The 17,042-nt window shown below is 72.7% G+C and carries 20 protein-coding genes; 15 read left to right on the top strand and 5 right to left on the bottom strand.

The window, feature by feature from the left end:
• Window positions 1-138: 138 nt before the first annotated feature.
• Together ACFY7H_RS22590 and ACFY7H_RS22585 are read right to left on the bottom strand one after the other, a co-directional pair.
• Entirely contained in the window at window positions 139-414 is a 276-nt protein-coding gene (locus ACFY7H_RS22590; RefSeq protein ID WP_388940571.1) for an isoamylase early set domain-containing protein, read from the bottom strand.
• Window positions 415-652: 238 nt separating this feature from the next.
• A complete protein-coding gene (locus tag ACFY7H_RS22585; protein WP_388940569.1) occupies window positions 653-1,363 on the bottom strand; it encodes a type III effector protein in 711 nt (236 codons plus the stop codon).
• Window positions 1,364-1,465: 102 nt separating this feature from the next.
• On the opposite strand from ACFY7H_RS22585, the gene ACFY7H_RS22580 reads away from it, so the two are divergent.
• From ACFY7H_RS22580 to ACFY7H_RS22515, 14 genes are all read left to right on the top strand, one after another.
• Window positions 1,466-1,900: an Hsp20/alpha crystallin family protein gene (locus ACFY7H_RS22580; protein WP_388940568.1), complete on the top strand. Its 435-nt coding sequence runs from the start codon at window positions 1,466-1,468 to the stop codon at window positions 1,898-1,900.
• 150 nt (window positions 1,901-2,050) lie between these two features.
• On the top strand, window positions 2,051-2,446 hold the full coding sequence (locus ACFY7H_RS22575; protein WP_388940567.1) for a DUF2267 domain-containing protein: 396 nt from the start codon (window positions 2,051-2,053) through the stop codon (window positions 2,444-2,446).
• Window positions 2,447-2,502: 56 nt separating this feature from the next.
• The gene (locus tag ACFY7H_RS22570) at window positions 2,503-2,943 is read left to right on the top strand and encodes a DUF2267 domain-containing protein (protein ID WP_388940732.1); all 441 of its coding nucleotides are present in this window, start codon (window positions 2,503-2,505) and stop codon (window positions 2,941-2,943) included.
• 92 nt (window positions 2,944-3,035) lie between these two features.
• Window positions 3,036-3,491, top strand: a complete 456-nt coding sequence (locus ACFY7H_RS22565) for an STAS domain-containing protein (RefSeq protein ID WP_388940565.1) — start codon at window positions 3,036-3,038, stop codon at window positions 3,489-3,491.
• An 11-nt stretch (window positions 3,492-3,502) separates the two neighbouring features.
• Window positions 3,503-3,931 (top strand): ankyrin repeat domain-containing protein, encoded by a 429-nt coding sequence (locus ACFY7H_RS22560; protein ID WP_388940563.1) that lies wholly within the window; start codon window positions 3,503-3,505, stop codon window positions 3,929-3,931.
• Window positions 3,932-4,120: 189 nt separating this feature from the next.
• Window positions 4,121-4,681, top strand: coding sequence for a GNAT family N-acetyltransferase (locus ACFY7H_RS22555; RefSeq protein WP_388940561.1), 561 nt, complete (start codon window positions 4,121-4,123; stop codon window positions 4,679-4,681).
• A 143-nt stretch (window positions 4,682-4,824) separates the two neighbouring features.
• On the top strand, window positions 4,825-5,901 hold the full coding sequence (locus ACFY7H_RS22550) for a hypothetical protein (RefSeq protein WP_388940559.1): 1,077 nt from the start codon (window positions 4,825-4,827) through the stop codon (window positions 5,899-5,901).
• Between the two features lie 515 nt (window positions 5,902-6,416).
• Complete coding sequence (locus ACFY7H_RS22545) at window positions 6,417-7,835, top strand: FAD-dependent oxidoreductase (protein ID WP_388940557.1); 1,419 nt, start codon at window positions 6,417-6,419, stop codon at window positions 7,833-7,835.
• A 185-nt stretch (window positions 7,836-8,020) separates the two neighbouring features.
• Window positions 8,021-8,191, top strand: coding sequence for a hypothetical protein (locus ACFY7H_RS22540; RefSeq protein WP_388940555.1), 171 nt, complete (start codon window positions 8,021-8,023; stop codon window positions 8,189-8,191).
• Complete coding sequence (locus ACFY7H_RS22535) at window positions 8,188-9,354, top strand: MAB_1171c family putative transporter (RefSeq protein ID WP_388940553.1); 1,167 nt, start codon at window positions 8,188-8,190, stop codon at window positions 9,352-9,354. The genes ACFY7H_RS22540 and ACFY7H_RS22535 overlap by 4 nt, the downstream gene beginning before the upstream one ends.
• Before the next feature lie 172 nt (window positions 9,355-9,526).
• Entirely contained in the window at window positions 9,527-10,201 is a 675-nt protein-coding gene (locus tag ACFY7H_RS22530) for a transcriptional regulator (protein WP_388940552.1), read from the top strand.
• A gap of 172 nt (window positions 10,202-10,373) precedes the next feature.
• Window positions 10,374-10,631: a hypothetical protein gene (locus ACFY7H_RS22525; protein ID WP_388940550.1), complete on the top strand. Its 258-nt coding sequence runs from the start codon at window positions 10,374-10,376 to the stop codon at window positions 10,629-10,631.
• A gap of 369 nt (window positions 10,632-11,000) precedes the next feature.
• Entirely contained in the window at window positions 11,001-12,230 is a 1,230-nt protein-coding gene (locus ACFY7H_RS22520; protein WP_388940548.1) for an MAB_1171c family putative transporter, read from the top strand.
• 87 nt (window positions 12,231-12,317) lie between these two features.
• Window positions 12,318-13,745 carry an NAD(P)/FAD-dependent oxidoreductase gene (locus tag ACFY7H_RS22515; RefSeq protein WP_388940546.1) on the top strand — a complete coding sequence of 476 codons (1,428 nt, stop codon included), beginning with the start codon at window positions 12,318-12,320 and terminating at the stop codon, window positions 13,743-13,745.
• A gap of 106 nt (window positions 13,746-13,851) precedes the next feature.
• On the opposite strand, the gene ACFY7H_RS22510 is transcribed toward ACFY7H_RS22515, so the two are convergent.
• Window positions 13,852-14,373 (bottom strand): RlpA-like double-psi beta-barrel domain-containing protein, encoded by a 522-nt coding sequence (locus tag ACFY7H_RS22510; protein ID WP_388940544.1) that lies wholly within the window; start codon window positions 14,371-14,373, stop codon window positions 13,852-13,854.
• A 419-nt stretch (window positions 14,374-14,792) separates the two neighbouring features.
• On the opposite strand from ACFY7H_RS22510, the gene ACFY7H_RS22505 reads away from it, so the two are divergent.
• On the top strand, window positions 14,793-15,644 hold the full coding sequence (locus ACFY7H_RS22505; protein ID WP_388940543.1) for a caspase domain-containing protein: 852 nt from the start codon (window positions 14,793-14,795) through the stop codon (window positions 15,642-15,644).
• A 7-nt stretch (window positions 15,645-15,651) separates the two neighbouring features.
• On the opposite strand, the gene ACFY7H_RS22500 is transcribed toward ACFY7H_RS22505, so the two are convergent.
• Window positions 15,652-16,428: a hypothetical protein gene (locus ACFY7H_RS22500; protein ID WP_388940541.1), complete on the bottom strand. Its 777-nt coding sequence runs from the start codon at window positions 16,426-16,428 to the stop codon at window positions 15,652-15,654.
• A 123-nt stretch (window positions 16,429-16,551) separates the two neighbouring features.
• Entirely contained in the window at window positions 16,552-16,953 is a 402-nt protein-coding gene (locus ACFY7H_RS22495; RefSeq protein WP_388940539.1) for a hypothetical protein, read from the bottom strand.
• Window positions 16,954-17,042 lie beyond the last annotated feature (89 nt).

Below are 17,042 nucleotides of genomic sequence, written 5' to 3'. Positions count from 1 at the left end.
CGGGCCCTTGGGCCTGCCCATGGGCCTTCCGGACCGTGCGGCCCGCCCGGAGCGCCGCACGGCCGTTCGGGAGATCACGCGCGGCCGTCGCGGGCACGGCCACCGCGGGCGGCGCGGCCGTCGGTGTGCCGGGGGGATTCAGGTGTGGAGGCGGCTGTTCGGGCCGTCCTGGCTGTCGGCCGTCTCGTCGTTGAACCAGTAGTCGCCGGCGGCGAGGTAGCGGAAGGAATGGGTGCTGTGGCGGGGGAGCGCGACGGTGGCGGCGCGGGTGCCGTCGCCACGGGGCTGGAGGGGGTGGGCGGCGGGGTTCCAGTGGTTGAAGTCGCCGACCACGCTGACCGGCCCGTCGGGAGTGTGGGCGGGGAGGACGAAGGTGACCTGGGTGCGGCCCTTGACCTGCTTGCGTTCGAGCACGGGAGTCTCCAGCGGCGAAGTGAGGGGGAGTGCGCCCGTGCATCCTCGCCCCGACGCCCACCGGGAGTGCGCGGACAGGGCCGCCGACGGCATCGACGTCACCCGGGCAGTCGCCTGCCGGTGCGGCGCCGCCGCGGCGCCCGGCCGTCACGGCGCGGGGGGCCTGGCGTCGTCCGTGGGGCGGCCGTGTCCGCGGCCCTTCCCGACGGGCCGACCGGCCCTGCCGGCCGTCAGGGGCTCAGGCGCCGCGCTGCCTGTCGCTGTGGCTGCGCAGCCGGCGGGTGTGGTCCTTGACGGCTTCGACGCGCCGGGCGAGATCGCCGTGGGTGCCGTGCAGATCGTCCTGGGTGGCGGACAGCGGTTCCACCAGGCGGGCCGCGTCATGGTGGGCGAGGGCCTTGTTGAGCTCGTCGATCCTGCCGTGCGAGCCGGCGGGAAGGTCGGTCAGCCCGATGATCTGTCCGGCCAGCTGCCGCAGCGTGCTCGCGTTCTCCCGCGCCCAGGTGGTGACGGTGCGGTCGGCGGCGCGCCGGTCGCGGACGGCTTGGACGCGCTGGTCCCCGGTGGTGTCGGCGGCCCCGGGGCGAAGCCGCAGGTAGCGGCGTTCGGCCGCCTGCCTGCTGGCCACGCCCAGCGGGCCGGCGAGGTCGGCCCAGCTGGCACCGGCCGCCCGGGCGGTCTCGATCAGCGCGCTTTCCCATCCGGCGAGCTCCTCGCGCGTCTCGCGCAGGAGCCGGAGGGAGTCCAGGGCGCGCCCGGGGCCGTCCGCCGGATCGAGGGCGCCGTCGGCCTCGGCGGCGTGCACCTCGTGGATCGCCGTCCGGATGGCTTCCAGAGCGCTCGCGGCGGCCCAGAAGGAGGCCGGAGCCGGCCTTCGGGAGGCGGGCGGGCTGGCCTGGGCGTCTTCACCAGAAGGGGACATGGAGCACTCCAGCCTGTTGTCGTCCATCGGATGACATCATTGTTGTCATCGTTCCGATGACATGCTACAACAGAGGGAGATGGAAGCGCATTGGCAGTTCCTGCCTGAACCGACTGGAGGTGTTTCGCGATGTTGATGCGCACTGACCCGTTCCGCGAGATGGACCGGATCATCCAGCAGCTGTCGGGTACGTCCGGGACGTGGTCGAAGCCGTCCGTGATGCCGATGGACGCCTACCGCGAAGGCGAGGAGTACGTCATCGCCTTCGACCTCCCCGGCGTGAGCCCCGACGCGATCGACATCGACGTCGAGCGGAACATGCTGACAGTGAAGGCCGAGCGCCGGCCCGCCGTGAAGTCGGACGACGTGCAGATGGAGCTGTCCGAGCGGCCCCTGGGCGTCTTCTCCCGGCAGATCGTGCTCGCCGACACCCTCGACACCGAGCACATCGCCGCCGACTACGACGCGGGTGTCCTGACCCTGCGCATCCCGATCGCCGAGCGCGCCAAGCCCCGCAAGATCAGCATCAAGGCGGACGGCGGCCGCAAGCAGATCAGCGGCTGACGCCCCGGGACGCTCCCTGCCCCCCCGGCAGGCAGCCGGCCGCCCCGCGGAGCCGGCGAAGGACGGGACCGCTCTTCCCTCCCCCTCGGCACCCGTCCTTCGCCCCTCCACCCCCGGACCCGCAGACCGTTTCCGTGGAGGTCTCAGGCGATGACCCTGCGATGGGACGCGTTCCTCGACCACGTCCAGGAACGCGGTGAATACAACACCCGCCAGGAGGCGGACCGAGCGGCCCGCGTCGTACTGGCCCTGCTCGGCGCCCACCTCCTCGGAGCGGAACGGAGCGAACTCGCGGCGCGCCTGCCCGAGTCCTACGCCCTGATCCTGCTCAACCCGCTCCCCGCGGCGGAGCCCCTCAGCCCGGAACGCTTCGTCCGTGCCACCGCGGCATGGATCGAGGGCGCCTCCCAGGCCACCGCGACCTGGGACGTCTCCGCCGTCCTCAGCGTCGTCGCCGACGCCGCGGGCGAGGAACTCACCCGGCGCATCCTGTTCCAGCTCCCGGCCGGGTACGACACCCTCTTCGGCCGCCCGCAGCCCGCCTGAGCGCGGGCCGCGCGGCCACCAGCCCACCCCGACCCTCACACGAGAAAGGCGTGACAGTGCTCGACCAGCCCGTACTCTCCTCACAGACGCTCGGCACGACCTACGAGCAGATGCTGGAGCAGGTCCGATACGACGGCGCCTACCCCACCACGGAACGCGCCGCGGAAGCGGTACAGCGGGTCATGACCGCCCTCGGCCGGCAGCTCACCGAGGAGGAACGCGACGACCTCGCGCGGTGTCTCCCGCTCGAGGCCGCGCTGGCTCTCCGCGCGCACGTCCCGCAGGCCGCCCCGCTCACGGGCTGGAACTTCGTCAAGGACCTCGCCACGCGCACCGGCCGCACTCCCGCCGTCGCCCGCTGGGAGACCGGCGCCGTCCTGACCGTCGTGGCCCGCCTCGCCGGCCCCGCCCTCCTGAACCGCCTCACCGATCGCCTGCCGGAGGGCTGGGCCCTCCTCTTCGGCCAAGCCGAACTCCGGCGCAGCCAGGCGGCCTGACGAACGGCCGGCCGGTACGGCCCCGGTGGCGGCGGACGGACACGTACTCCCGGACACGGCACCGACTGCACGAAGGCGGCGAGGTGAGCGCCATGGACCGCAGCTTCCGGGTCACCGTGCGACGCCACGGACCCACCGTGCACCTGACCCTGGCGGGCGAGCTCGACATGGACACCTGGCCCGCCCTCCAGGAGACGGTCGCCGGCCTGGAGGACGACACCCCGGCCGTCGTCGCCTGCGACATGCGCGGCCTCGACTTCCTCGACATCACGGGCCTGCACGGCCTCCTGGAGCTCGCCCGCCGCCTCCACGACCACGGAATCGCGTTCTTCGCCTACGACTGGCAGCAACAGCCCCGCCTCCTCCTCGACCTCGCCGACGGGCTCCTCCCCTCCACCGGCCCCTCCGCCCTCATCGCCGGCGCCGCCCCGACACGTCTGCCGCGCCGCGCCCTCGGCAGCACCGCGCCCGCCCACCGCACGGCCGGCACCAGGGCGGCCCGCCCCGATCCGGGCAGCGCCACTCCGGAGCCCGGCAGGGCGGACTAACCTGGGCCACTGTGAACCGAAGACGGCAGAAGAAACTGTCAAGGCGACTCGTCGAAGCTTCGACGTTCGGGCGGACCGACCGTGTCAGGGCACTCCTGCGGGCCGGCGCCGACCCGGAGACGGCCAACGCGGAGGGCACTACTCCTTTGTACGCGGCGTCCGTTCACGGTTCTCTTGACACGGTCCGCCACCTCCTGGCGGCCGGCGCCTCCCCGAACACCGAAAGCGGACGCGGCGCCGAGGGGACTCCCTTGTGCGCGGCCGCGTGCTGGGGCCACACCGACACGGTGCGCGAACTGCTCGCCCAGGGCGCGGACCCCAACCTCCGGGAGGACCACGGCACGGGCCGTACCCCACTCGGCTGGGCGCTGACGGGACCGTACCAGGAGACCGTCGACGCACTCCTCGCCGCGGGAGCCCGCCCGCACACGGGCTCGTGAGCGCCGCGCACGGGGCGCCGGCACGGGAGACTGCTACGGTCTCCCCGGCACGCGGGACGCGCGCCACCACGGACCGGGAACAGGGAGGTTGATGAATATGGCCGTCGACGGCCTTTCTCGGCATGCCCTCTTCCGGACCGTGCGCTGACGCGACGCGGTCCGGTCGTTCCGAACGACCTGGAGACAACCGTGCGTCACGCACCTTCGAACGACCTCACCGATCTGACCACCGAGCGGCTGGTGCTCCGCCGCTGGACGCCCGAGACCGTCACCGCCGTCCTCACCGCCGCCGCCGGCGCGGAGGCTCAAGCCGGCTCGCGGCCGGCCGACTGGGCCGAGGACTTCCCCGCCGACGGCGACCGCGTCATCGCGGGACTCCTGGGCGACCACCCCGACTGGCTCGGCACGTACGGCCACCGGCTGATCGCCGAACGGGACAGCGGCCTCGTGGTGGGCTCGATCGGCCTGTTCTGGCCGCCGGACGAGGGCGTCCTGGAGCTCGGGTACGGCGTGGTCCCCTCCCGCCGGGGCCGGGGCTACGCCACCGAGGCCACCAGGGCGCTCGCCGCGCACGCCCTGGCCGCGCCCGGCGTCCACACGGCGGCTGCCGCCGTGGAACCGTCGAACCCGGCCTCCGTCCGCGTCCTGGAGAAGGCCGGCTTCGAACGGTACGAGACCGGGCGTGCCGAGGACGGCAGTGGGCCGGCCCGCTACCGGATGACCTCGACGCCGGAGCACCGTCAGCGGTGAGCCGTTCGGGCCGGCGGCGGTCCAGGCAGACCGCCGCCGGCCCCCCGGGGGCCGGCGACGACCTCACGGGCGGGCGGTGCGGCGGCTGTCGGAGGCATCGTGCATGATCAGGGGCCTTTGCACCGTTCCCGAGGGGGATTCCGATGAGACGCTCCGCACCCGTACCCGCTGCCCTGGCCGCCCTGCTCGCACTCGCCGCCACGGCCGGCTGCGGCGCGCAGACCGTGAAGGCGAGTGCCGAAGCGCCGGCGAAGCCCGCCGCGGGCCCCGCGACGAGCAGCCCGCCGGCCCCCGTCAAGGTGCCCCCGCTCTCGGCGGAGGAGGCACGGGGCGTGGTCAAGGACCTCACCCCGAAGGTCGAGGCCGACAACTTCGACGCCGAGTACTGGAAGGGCGTCACCGAGGGCCCGCTGCTCGAGCAGCAGCTCGCCGTCGTGGAGACCGGCAAGAAGTACGGCACCGACCGGGAGCCGGAACCCGCCGACGAGCCGAAGACGGACCCGGCGGTGCACACGTGGACCACCGGCAAGGACGACGGCGGCGACCGGTGGATCCTGGGCGCCCACGAGGTCCAGGGCCGCACCGTCGGCGACGCCGGGAAGAAGGCAGTGCTGCGCTGGTCGCTGTTCCACCAGCAACGGGCCGGCGCGCCCTGGCTCGCGGCGTTCGTCGCCCGCGCTCCCGAGCCGACGGCCCTTCCGCCGATAGCCGTCGGGCCCGATGGCCGGGCGGTCACCGGCGGGGACACGACGGGGCTCGGCGCCGACCCCTCGAAGGTCTGCGGGCAGTACGGCGACTACCTCCACACCGACGCCGGTACGGGTGGCGTGAAGTGGAGCCAGGACGTCACCGAGCGGAAGACGGCCTCCGCCGAAGGGCTGGAGGGCATGCGCAAGTCGCTCGGCAAGGGCGCCAAGGCCGACTTCGGCATCGACGTCAACCGCACCCCGCACGGCCCCGTCTGGCGCACGACGGACGGCGGGGCGCTCGTGGCCTGCACCGCCGTCAGCAAGGTCTTCACGGAGCTGGGCCCGGGGCGGTCGACGACCTTCAGCAGCAGCGGCTGGGCCGGCACGACGGGCATCCCCTGGGCCTCGTTCACCCAGCGGATCATGGCCCTGACCGTGCTGAAGGTGTCGGCGGGCGCCGCGGGCGAGGTGTCCGTAGCGGCGGAGTCCAACCTGCCGTACTCCTTCGAGGGCACGAAGTACACCGGCTGACCGGCGGCTGCCGGACGAGCGCGGTCCGCGGTGGCGGCCGACGCGGGTACGTCCGAGCCGCCCGAGGCCGCGTCGCGCGGACGCCGGCCCCCGGGCACCGGCCGGCCGGAGTCCGCGAGCCGAAATCGCCGGGACCTCCACGGCGCGCTGGGTAGAGGATGGGCTTCGGTGCGAGCCGCCCGAGTGAGGAAGAGGCCATCAGCATCGCGTACGTGACGGCGCTGATCCTGGGCGGTACGTATCTCGCCGCCCAGTTCCGCCGCCGGAGGCTCGCCGAGGCGCCCCGTTGTCTGGTGATCGTTTCGCGCATCAACACCCGTTGACCACGGGCCTTTGACCGGTCGACAATATGCTACTTACACGTAACTTGCGGTCGGGGGCGGCCGGTCGAGCGCCAGGCCCGCCCCGATCGGCACCGACGTCAGCGACCGCACCGACGCGATCGCGCGGGCGGTCCGCCGCACCCGGGCCGCCGCGCGGATCCGCCACCGCATGACCAGAACGGAAAGCGCCACATGCCGCAGACAGCCGACTCGGGCCGGCCCACCGCACTGGTGATCGGCGCCAGTGCCACCGGACTCTTCGCCGCCTCCGTCCTCGCCGAGTTCGCCGATGTGGTGGTCGTCGAACGCGACAGGCTTCCCGACGGTCCGGAGAGCCGCAAGGGAGTTCCGCAGGCCCGCCACGCCCATCTCGTCTGGAGCGGCGGAGTGCAGGCCTTCGACGAGCTCCTCCCGGGGTTCACCGACAGCGTCGTCGAACAGGGCGGCCGACTGGTCCGCATCATGGGCGACATGGTCTCCCGGGCCCCGAACGAGGTCTGGTTCCGCCGCTTCGAGGGCGGCCGCCACCGCAACCTGGTGTGCTCGCGCGACCTCCTCGACCACGTCCTGCGCGAGCGCGTCCTGCGCGACCCGCGCATCACCCTCCACGAGGACTCCACCGTCGAGTGCCTCGAAGGCGGACCCGGCCGGGTCACCGGTATCCGCGTGCGGACCGGCACCGGCGCCCGGACCCTCCACGCCGCCCTCGTCATCGACGCTTCGGGGCGCGGGTCGCGCGCCCCCGCGTGGCTGGAGGCCCTCGGCCTGCCCCGCGTCGCCGAGCGGCGGGTCGACGCCGGCGTCGCCTACGCCACCCGCTCCTACCGGGCCCCGGCCGCGGCCGCCGACGGCTTTCCGCTCGTCAACGTCCAGGCCAACCCGGCCAGGACGCCCGGCCAGGGCGGCATCATCCTGCCCGTCGAGGACGGCCGGTGGATCGTCACCCTCTGCGGTACGCGGGGCGGCGAGCCGGCGAAGGACCCCAGTGCCTTCGCCGGCTTCGCCCTGGGGCTGGGCGACCCGGTCATAGGGCGGCTCCTCGAAGCGGCCGAACCCCTGGGGGAGGTCGTGACCAGCCGCAGCACCGCCAACCAGCGCCGCTACTACGAGAAGATGAAGCACTGGCCCGACGGATTCGCCGTCCTCGGCGACGCCATCGCCGGCTACAACCCCGTGTACGGGCACGGCCTCACGGTGGCCGCCCAGTGCGCCCTCGCCCTGAGGGGCGTCCTGCGCTCCGCCGGGCTCACCGCCTCCGGTACGGCCCGCCGGATCCAGCGCGCCGCGGCCCGGCCCGTTTCCGGTGCCTGGGACCTGGCCGTCGGCCAGGACGCCTTCTATCCCGGCGCCACCGACACGCCGCCCAAGGCCGTCGAGAAGTTCCTCGCGCGTTTCGTCGACCGGGCCGTCGAGACCGGCGCGCGCAGCCCCCGGGCCCTCGGCGCGCTCCTGGACGTCATCAGCCTCGAGAGGCCCGCGACGCGCCTGTTCTCCCGCGACATGCTGGTACCGATGTTCCTCGGCCCCAAGAAGCCGCACATACAGGGCCCGCCCCTCACGCACGACGAGCGGAAGGTCATCGCCGGGGCGGCATCCGGCCCCGTCCGGTGATCCGTACGCGTCCGGTGACCGCTGGAGCGCCGCCAACTCGCTGCCACGACTGTGGCAGTTGAGCCGGAGGGCGTGGATGCGCTGCCACGACTGTGGCAGGATGACGGTCGCAGCTGCCGCTGCTGTGGCCTGCATCCCGGTGGCGCCGGGATCATCCGTCCTGTGTGATCTCGGGAGACCGACCCGTGACAGAAGCATCCTCCGTACCGCCGGCGGCCTCGGCCGGGAGTGCCGCCCGGCCCAGTCCGTACGAGCGCCACGGCGTCGACGGCATCGCGTTCCGCGCGGCCCCGCTGCCCGATCAGGGGCGCGCCGACCCGCTCCGGTCGCTCGACGCCCACGGGGACGCCCGATGAGCAGCATGTACTACTACATACCCGCCCTCCTCTTCCTCGTCTCCTTCGCGATGAGGGTGCCGGGACTCGTTCGGAACTGGCGCGAGCCCCTGGTCCGTTCCGTGGCCGCGGTACTCGCCCTGGGCGCCGTCGTCTTCCTGTTAGCCGCTCCGCCGACGGTCTCCGAGGTGAACCGGCTCACCGGCGTCGCCAACTTCTCGGCCCCGCTCGTCCACGCCGTCGTCACCGCCGGGAGCGCCAGCATCATCAACCTGATGCTGACCTGGCGGGGAGGGCCGGAGGACCGGCGCCTGACGGCGACCCGCTGGTGCGCCGGGGCCTACGCCGTGGTCATCGTGCTGCTGCTCGCGCTGTTCGCGCTCGGGGACGCGCCCGACGAACGCCCGCGGGACTTCGACACGTACTACGCCACCAGCCCCTACCTCCGGGAGATGATCCTCCTCTACGTGCTGGGGCACGCGGTGGCGACCGTCGTCCTGTCGGCCCTGTGCCTGCGCTGGGCGCGCGAGGTGGCCGGCCTGCTGCGCGCCGGGCTGCTCCTCATCGTCGCCGGAGGGGTGCTGAACCTCGGCTACGCCGCGTTCAAGCTCCTCGCCGTCGGTGCCCGGTGGGCGGGCCACGACTGGGACGCCGCCAGTACGACGGCGGCTCCCTCCCTGGCCGCCCTCGCCTCGCTGCTCCAGTGCGTCGGCTTCGCCCTGCCCGCCGCCGGCCAGGGCCTGCTGGAGTGGTGGCACCGGCGGTCGCGGTACAGGCGGCTCGCTCCGCTGTGGGAGACCATGCGCGCGGTGATTCCGTACGAACTGGTGCCCCTGCCCCGGTGGTCGTCGCTGAGCAGGCGTCACCTGCGGCGGACCTGCGACATCCGCGACGGCCTGCGGCTGCTGGCCCCCTACCTCGAGCACGGCACGGGTCCGGCCGCCGAGCGGGCCCTCGCGGCGAGCCCCGGCGCGCTGAAGCCGGAGGCGGCCCGGCACGCGGCGCTGGTGATCGCGGCGTTCGACTCCCTGCGGACCGAGCCCGGCGACGGCGGCGTCGAAACCCTGATCGACAGCGACGACGGGCTCGTACGCCTCTCCGACGCGGTCCGGGTCATGGGCGTGCTCTCCGGGGTGGCGAAGGAACCGGTCCCCTCGCCGGTGGCGGGGCAGGGCCTGCGCTGAAGCCCGCCCGTCATCGTCGCTTTCCTGCCACGGCTGTGGCAGGTTGGCCGGAGACTCGTGGTCGTACAGCCACGGTTGTGGCAGGCTCGGGGTCGTGGCCGCCACCGCCGTGGCCCTGCCTCCCGGTGGCGCCGGGATGACTCGTCCTGCGTGACTTCGGGGAGACCAACCGGTGACAGAACCCACTGCCCTGCCACCCACGGCCGCCGCACGACTGGCCTCCGTCATCGAGCGGGTCGCGGAACTGGGAGCCAAGCTCGGCCGCGGCCGTGACGAGGTCCTGGACCCCGGGCCGCTGAGCCACGCCTCCGGGGTGCCCCTCGACGTGGTCCGGGAGCTCCTCGCCGGGAGGGAAGCGGGGGAGCCGGACATCCACGAGCGCTTCCGCCAGCGGCTGGACCTGCTGCACTCGACGTACCTCAAGGAGAACGGCCGCAAGTACTCGCACGGCGAGATCGCCCGGGCGAGCGGGATCTCCCGCCAGCAGGTGCAGGCGCTGCTCGGCGGCGACCGCCGGCCGACCATGGACCACTGCGCCCGGCTGGAGAGGTTCTTCCAGAGGCCGGCCGGCTTCCTCCAGTCCGAGGACGCCGACGCACTCCACTGCGCCCTGACCGCCGTCGAGAAGACGCTGCTCCACGAGTACAGCGAGCGGAACGTTCCCGCGGCAGCCGCCGACGGCGCCGGCGGCCCGAGCCTCTACGCCCGGCACGGCGTCGACGGCATCGCCCTTCGCGCGGCCCTGCTGCCCGACCAGGGGCGTACGAAGCTGCTCCAGTGGCTGGACAACTACATGGACGAGTACGCCTCCGAGCAGAAGCCGGACGCGGCCGGGAACCCGCCCTGAGAGCGCCTGCCCGGGGTTGATCCCCGGCACGAGTCGAGGAATCCGAAGGGGCGGCGTCCCGCGGAACTGCCGTGCCGTCGAGCGCCGGCCGTGCGGGCGCGCCGATGGAGTGGATCCTGCCGGGGCCGCACGCGTTCTTGCCCCTGGACAGAGCAGGGCAGAGGAGAGATTCGTGTTCAAGCAGCGGGAGATACGGCAGTCGGCCGGAGGCCTCGCGGTCGCCGGACGCCAGAGCACATGGGCGGCGGAGCACAACGGCGCCGCCGCCAAGAAGCACGCCGGGCAGGAGCGGGCCGCCGAACGCTACGGGCTCGAACCGGCCCGCTCCGTCCAGCACCTCCTGGACGACGCGCCCGCGCCCCCACTGGACCGGAGCACGACCTCCGGCCGGATCGAGGCCGCCCCCGGCCACGACGCGGTACGGGGCTGACGTGACCGATCCGGGCTTCCACCTCGTCTACTCGCTGCTGATGGCGTGCTCGGCCTCCGGCATCGACGCTCAACCCCTGCTTCGACCGACGACCCGGCCCTGCGGGCCCGCGCCCTCACCGAGCGCGCGCCAGGGGTGCCGAGTCCGCCGGGGCCGCCGCGGCGGAGGCGCTTCGCCCCGACCCCGCGCACAGCGTGATCACCTCCTCACGAGTCCTGCAGGACGGGCCCTGGGAGCGGCGCGACCTCGTACGGATCTCCCACTCGCTGCTCCGCGTCCCCGCCGGGATCCAGGGCGTGCCGGGTGCCGCAGCCGTGAGGAAGCCGGCATGACGCCCCCGCGCGGTGTCCGGACCGAAGGGGAGACCCCATGACCAACGTGTTCTTCTACCTCGTCGTCGGCGTCCTGTCCGTCGCCTTCGCGCTGAGGGTGCCCCGACTCCTCAGGCACTGGCGTGACCCTCTCGTCCGTTCGGTGTCCTTGCTCCTGCCACTCGGCGCAGCCGTGTTCTTCTTCGCCGCTCCGCCGACCATCGCCCAGGTCAACACGCTGACCGGCATCGCCAACTTCTCGGCACCGCTGGTCTACTGCATCGTCACCGTCGCGAGCGCCGCCCTCATCCACCTGACCATCACCTGGCGCGGGGGACCGGAAGACCGCCGGCAGGCCGCCACGCGCTGGTGCGTCGGCGCGTACGCGGTGGTCTGCGCCGGACAGCTCACCCTGTTCGCCCTGGGTGACGCACCGGACGAACGCCTCAGGGACTTCGACACCTACTACGCCACCACCCCCTACCTCCGCGAGATGATCGTCCTCAGCCTCCTGGCCTACGGGGCGGCGATCGGCGTGCTGGGCCGCCTGTGCTGGCGCTGGTCGCGCGAGGTCACGGGGCTGCTGCGCACCGGCCTGATCCTCATCGTGACCGGTGCCGTGCTGGGTCTGGGATACGTGGCCTGCAAACTCCTGGCGATCGGCGCCCGCTGGGCCGGCCACGACTGGGACGGCGTCAGTACGGCGCTCGCGCCCAACGTGTCCTTCGTGGCCTCGCTCTGCCAGTGCGTCGGGTTCGTCCTGCCCTCCGTGGGCCAGGGGCTGACGGGCTGGTGGCGGCGGTGGTCACAGTACCGGCGGCTCCGGCCGCTGTGGCTGACGATGCGCGAGGTGACCCCGTACGAACTGGTGCGCATCCCCTGGTGGTCCTCACTCGGCAGGCGTCACCTCCGGCGGACCTGCGACATCCGTGACGGACTCCGGTTGCTCTCGCCCCGTACCGACCGTGACGCGCGCCAGGGCAGTCAGGGGCACACGACCCGTCCGGGTGCCGTGAGGCCGGAGGCCGCGCGCCACGTCTCGATGGTGACCACCGCGTTGAGGACCATGAGCGGCACCCACCCCGACGGCGCCGACGGGCACCTGGAGAGCATGCTCGCCGGTGACGACGACGAGCTCGTCCGCCTCTCCGAGGCGCTGCGCGTCCTGGCCGTTCCCCGCCCCGGGTCCGATCACACACCCGGTTCGCCGGCCGTCCCACAGACCGCCGTCATCGGCGGACCGCACCCCGACAGCCCCCCGGCGCACGCCGGTCGCGCCGAGCGATGAGGCCCGGTCACGCCGGTCCTCCGGTCACCCGGCTTCCGTCCCGCTGACGATCCCCGCACTTGCCCCGGTCCACGAAAGAGCAGCCACATGACCCAGCCCCGCGCCCCCTGGACCACAGCGGCACCCAGGCGTGCCATCGTCATCGGCGGAGGCCTGGCCGGCATGCTCGCGGCGGCCGCGCTGCGCGGCCTGGTGCGGGAAGTCCTCGTGGTCGACAGCGACGAACTGCCGGACGGCCCGGTGCCCCGGCGGGGGCTTCCCCAGGCGAGCCACGCCCACATGTTCTGGGGACGCGGGGTGAACGCCGCCGAAGCCCTCCTGCCCGGAGCCACCGCCCGGTGGATGGAGGCCGGGGCCAACCGCATCCCGATCCCCACCGGCATGGTCGGATTCACCCCCGAGGGATGGCTCAGGCGCTGGAACCAGGAGACGTCGTTCCTCATCGCGTGCAGCCGCGACCTCCTGGACTTCGTGGTCCGCGACCTCGTCCTCTCCGACACCAGCGTGCGGGTCCTGCCGCGCACCCGGGTCGAATCCCTCACGGGCAGCGCCGCCCGCGTCACCGGCGTACGCGTACGCCGGGCCGACGGCCGGGAAGAAGTCCTCGGGGCCGACTTCGTCGTCGACGCGAGCGGACGGGGGTCCAGGGCTCCCCACCACCTGGAGCAGCTGGGGGTCGTCCCCGCTCCCGAACGGTCTCTGGACCTCGGCTTGACGTACGCGAGCCGCGTCTTCCGCGCGCCCGAAGGCGCCACCGGATTCCCCCTCGTCGTGGTGCAGTCCGACCCGCGGACGGCGCGCCCCGGGAAGAGCGGCAGCATCCTGCCCATCGAGAACGGCCAGTGGATCGTCACGACGGCCGGCACCCGAGGGGGCGAGCCCACAGGGAGGACCGAGGACTTCGAGGCCTTCGCCCGCAGCCTGCGCCACCCCGTCATCGGCGAGATCATCTCTGGCCTGGAGCCACTGACCGAGGTGACGGTCAACCGCAGCACGCGCAATACACGCAGGTACTTCGAGGACGTCAGGAACTGGCCGGAGCGGTTCGTCGTGCTGGGAGACGCCCTGGCGGCCTTCAACCCCATCTACGGGCACGCCATGTCGGTCGCCGCCCAAGCGGCCCTCACGCTCCGCCGCCTCGTGGCGTGCCACGGCGTCGACGCCCCACGGCTGGCGAAGCGCGTCCAGCGGGCCGTGGCCAGACCCGTCGCGGCGGCCTGGGACCTGGCACTGGGCCATGACGTGCTCTACCCGGGAGCCCAGGGAGGCGGCCCGACCCGCAAGGACAGGATCGTGGCCGGCTACACGTACCGCCTGCTGAACACCTGCTGCGGCAACTTCACGATGACGAAGGACTTCTTCGACGTCACCTCCCTCCAAGCCCCGCTGACCAGCCTGGTCAGACCGCGAGTGCTGCTCGGTGCCCTGCGGGGCCCCCTGCGCCCACCCCTGACCGGGCCGCCCCTGACGGCTCGGGAACTGGCCCTCGTACGCGGCGCCGAGCAGACGCCGTAAGGGGGAGTGGCCGGCCGGACCGTGCTGTCCAGCACCGACGACGAGACGTCCGGCATTCCCGTCTCCCCGGCGGGAGCGCGTGCCGTGCGGCGCTGCCGCCGCCCGGCTACTCCGCGAAGTACCAGGTGACGTGGACGCTCCCCTGGCCGACCGGCGCGAGCGCGGCGAACGCGGCCCGCGTGAGAGCGAGGCCGTACCTGCCCGCGCCGGGGGCCGCGTCAAGGACCGTCGCCGTCACGGACTTTCCCTCGTACGCGACGACGACCTTCCTCCCGCAGTGCGCGGCGGCGGGTACCGAACCGAACGTGCCGGGGTCGAGCGCGACGGCGAAGTCGCCGTCGCCCACCGCCTCGCCGCATGCTCCCTCCATGCCGTAGGCGGGGCGGTAGTACGTGGCCGTCCCTTCGTGGCGTTCCGTCGGGCGTTCCGTCGGTCCGCCCGGCGCCGGGGGAGGGGCGGAAGGGGACGTCTCGGCTTCCCCGGGGGCGGGCTCGCCCGGTTGCTCCGAATCGCTCGCGGCCGAGACGGCGATGCCGGTGTGCTCCGAAGCGGAGGCGGTGGCGACCACAGCAGCGGAACCGACGGCGAGCAGTACGGCTATCGCGGTTTCGGCGGTTCTTGCTTTCATCGCGCTCTCTCTTTCGAATGCCGCGTTCCACGACGTGGACCCGGCCGGTTCCCGGCATCGCCGGCGGCCGAAGGCCCCGGCGGACCCATGGTCACGAGCCGCACTAACACTTCCCTAACGCTCCGCGACGCGCCCCCTACACGCCTTGCGGATGTGTCGCAAAAGCGCCAGGCCCCCCACCAGGAGTGACCCGAGGGCCACGGCTGCAGGGCAGACCGCGCGCTCCCGCCGTACCGGAACGCGCTCGCCTGTTCGTGTGGCGCTCGCGCGGCGACATGGCAACGGCCCGTCACTTTCCGTAACCTCAAGGAGCTCGGGTACCTTCTGCCGGTCCCGCGCGGCCACGCCCGCATGAGATCCACGACCCACCTGTACGCCCTGATCTGAGCGGGCTATCGAAGAGTCACGGAGGAAGGGCCATGCCCAAAGGACTGTCCATCCACATCGGCCTCAACGAGATCGACGAGACCCGCTACGGAACCAAGGGCGAGCTGAAGAACTGCGAGAACGACGCCCTGGCCATGAGGAACGTGGCCGAAGCCACCGGCTTCACCCCCCTCGCGACCCTGCTCACCAAGGACGCCACGAGCGAGAAGGTCACCTCCGTACTGCAGGAGGCCGCCGCCCAGCTCACCGCCGGCGACCTCCTGCTGCTCACCTACGCCGGCCACGGAGCCCAGGTCCCCGACAAGAACGGGGACGAGCCCGACCGCCGCGACGAGACGTGGGTGCTCTACGACCGGCAGTTCATCGACGACGAGCTGTACGCCCTCCTCGGCTCCTGCGCCGAAGACGTACGCGTCCTCCTGCTCTCCGACAGCTGTCACAGCGGCACCGTCGCGCGGGACGTCTCGCTGTTCCTCGACGACGCGGAACTGGTGCGCACCTTCGACACCAGCGAACCGTCCGCAGTCCGTGCCCGCATCCGTGTCCTGCCGCAGGACGTCCAGTTCCGCGACTACCAGCGCGACCAGGAGCGGTACGACGCGATCCAGCGCTCCGTGCCCGCGCTGGACCAGCAGGACATCGGGGCCGACGTCCTGCTGATCTCCGGCTGCCAGGACAACCAGACCTCCAGCGACGGCGTGGGAAGCAACGGCCTGTTCACAGAAACACTGCTCAAGACCTGGAGGAACGGAGCGTTCCAGGGAACGTACGCGACCCTCCACCGCCAGGTCGTCGAGGCGATGCCCTTCTACCAGACGCCCAACATGTTCCGGACGGGCAAGGCCACGCAGGAGTTCCTCTTCCAGTCACCGTTCGCGATCTAGGGGCCGGCTACCGGTGCGGCCAGAACTGGGCCAGGGCCGCCTCGTTGTAGGGCGCGGGGCTCACGCTCAGCTCCCCGGCGAAGGGGCGGTCCAGCACCACCACCAGCAGCAGGCTGAAGCCGATCAGCCCGGCCACCGCCGACACGAACAGCAACTGCATCCTCAGACCGCGCAGACCAAACAGGAACGTGAGCGGGAGGATCACCAGGGCGCCTCCGTACACGAGCACTTGCAGCAGCCCCGGCAGTGAGGTCTCCGCCATCGTGACCCGCGCCCGGCGCTGCCGGCGACGTCGTTGAGGCGGGCGGCGGCCTCCGCGTAGAAGGTCTCGCTGCGCGTGCCGGCCGGCTCGTACGCTTGCAGCGCGGTGTACATGGCGTGCGTCGGCCCGGCGGTCGCCTCGAAGCTGGGCTTCCCCCTCGCGCATCAGGGGCCACTGCACTTCGACGACGGCGTGCACGTAGTCCCCGACCGCCCGTTCCACACGGGCACGCTCGGCGGGAGGAAAGGCTTCGGCACTGCGGACGACGAGGGCCAGGCCGGTGGCTTCGCCGGCGACGATGTTCTGCGTGTTCTCCAGCTGCGTCCAGAGGGCGACGACGAAGGCGAGGATGATGCCGTAGATCGCGCCGAACATCCCGAGGGTGACACCGACCATCTCGTTGTGCTCGCCGTTCGCGAGGTGCGGGAACCGGCGGCGAGCGGCCAGGCTCCCCCCGAGGGCCAGGGCGACGAAGCCGCCGACGATGACGACGCCGAGGAAGAACGTACTCAGGTGATCCAAGAGCCAGAGGATCATGCCCTGCTCAACGTCGATCCCCTGCGGAAAGAGCGGCTTCCCCCGAGTCGAAGGTCCGGCCGCCCGCCGGTGGCGGCGGACGGCCCTCCCGGGGTGCCGGGCGTCGCGTCAGTCGACCTTCTGCCAGTGGGTGACCCGCACCGCTCCCTCCCCGGCGCCGATGTGCGCGTACATCGCGAGGTGTTCGGGAGCGAGGAAGGTGTCCTTCTTCTCCTGGAAGAACTCCTCGTCGTACCAGGCCACGTCGAAGATGACCTTGCCGCCGGCCTGGCCGTTGCGTTCCACCCAGGTCCGCTGCCAGTCGTACGGGCCGTCCGCCTGCTCGGCGAGACGCTCGTCGGAGGCCCGCAGCGCCTGGACGCAGCGCTCCAGCGCCTCGTCGGAGGCGAGGTCGATCTCGCAGTGGGACTGGGCGACGATGGTGCGTTCGCCCCGGCGTCCGGGCGCGGAGTCGCCGAGGAGCACCAGTTCACGGGTTACGGGGGTGCCGGGAAGGATCGTGCTGGACATGGGTTTCCCCCTCTGACGGGCGGCAGGATCTGCCTGGCGCCCTCTGAGATCAGACACGATGTGCTCGACCGTGCGGTCGCTCGACCGTA

The organism is Streptomyces sp. NPDC012794 (genome assembly GCF_042901085.1).
Classification (GTDB): domain Bacteria; phylum Actinomycetota; class Actinomycetes; order Streptomycetales; family Streptomycetaceae; genus Streptomyces.
The sequence above is the reverse complement of the archived record's forward strand: the minus strand, read 5'-3'. Positions and strand labels throughout refer to the sequence as shown.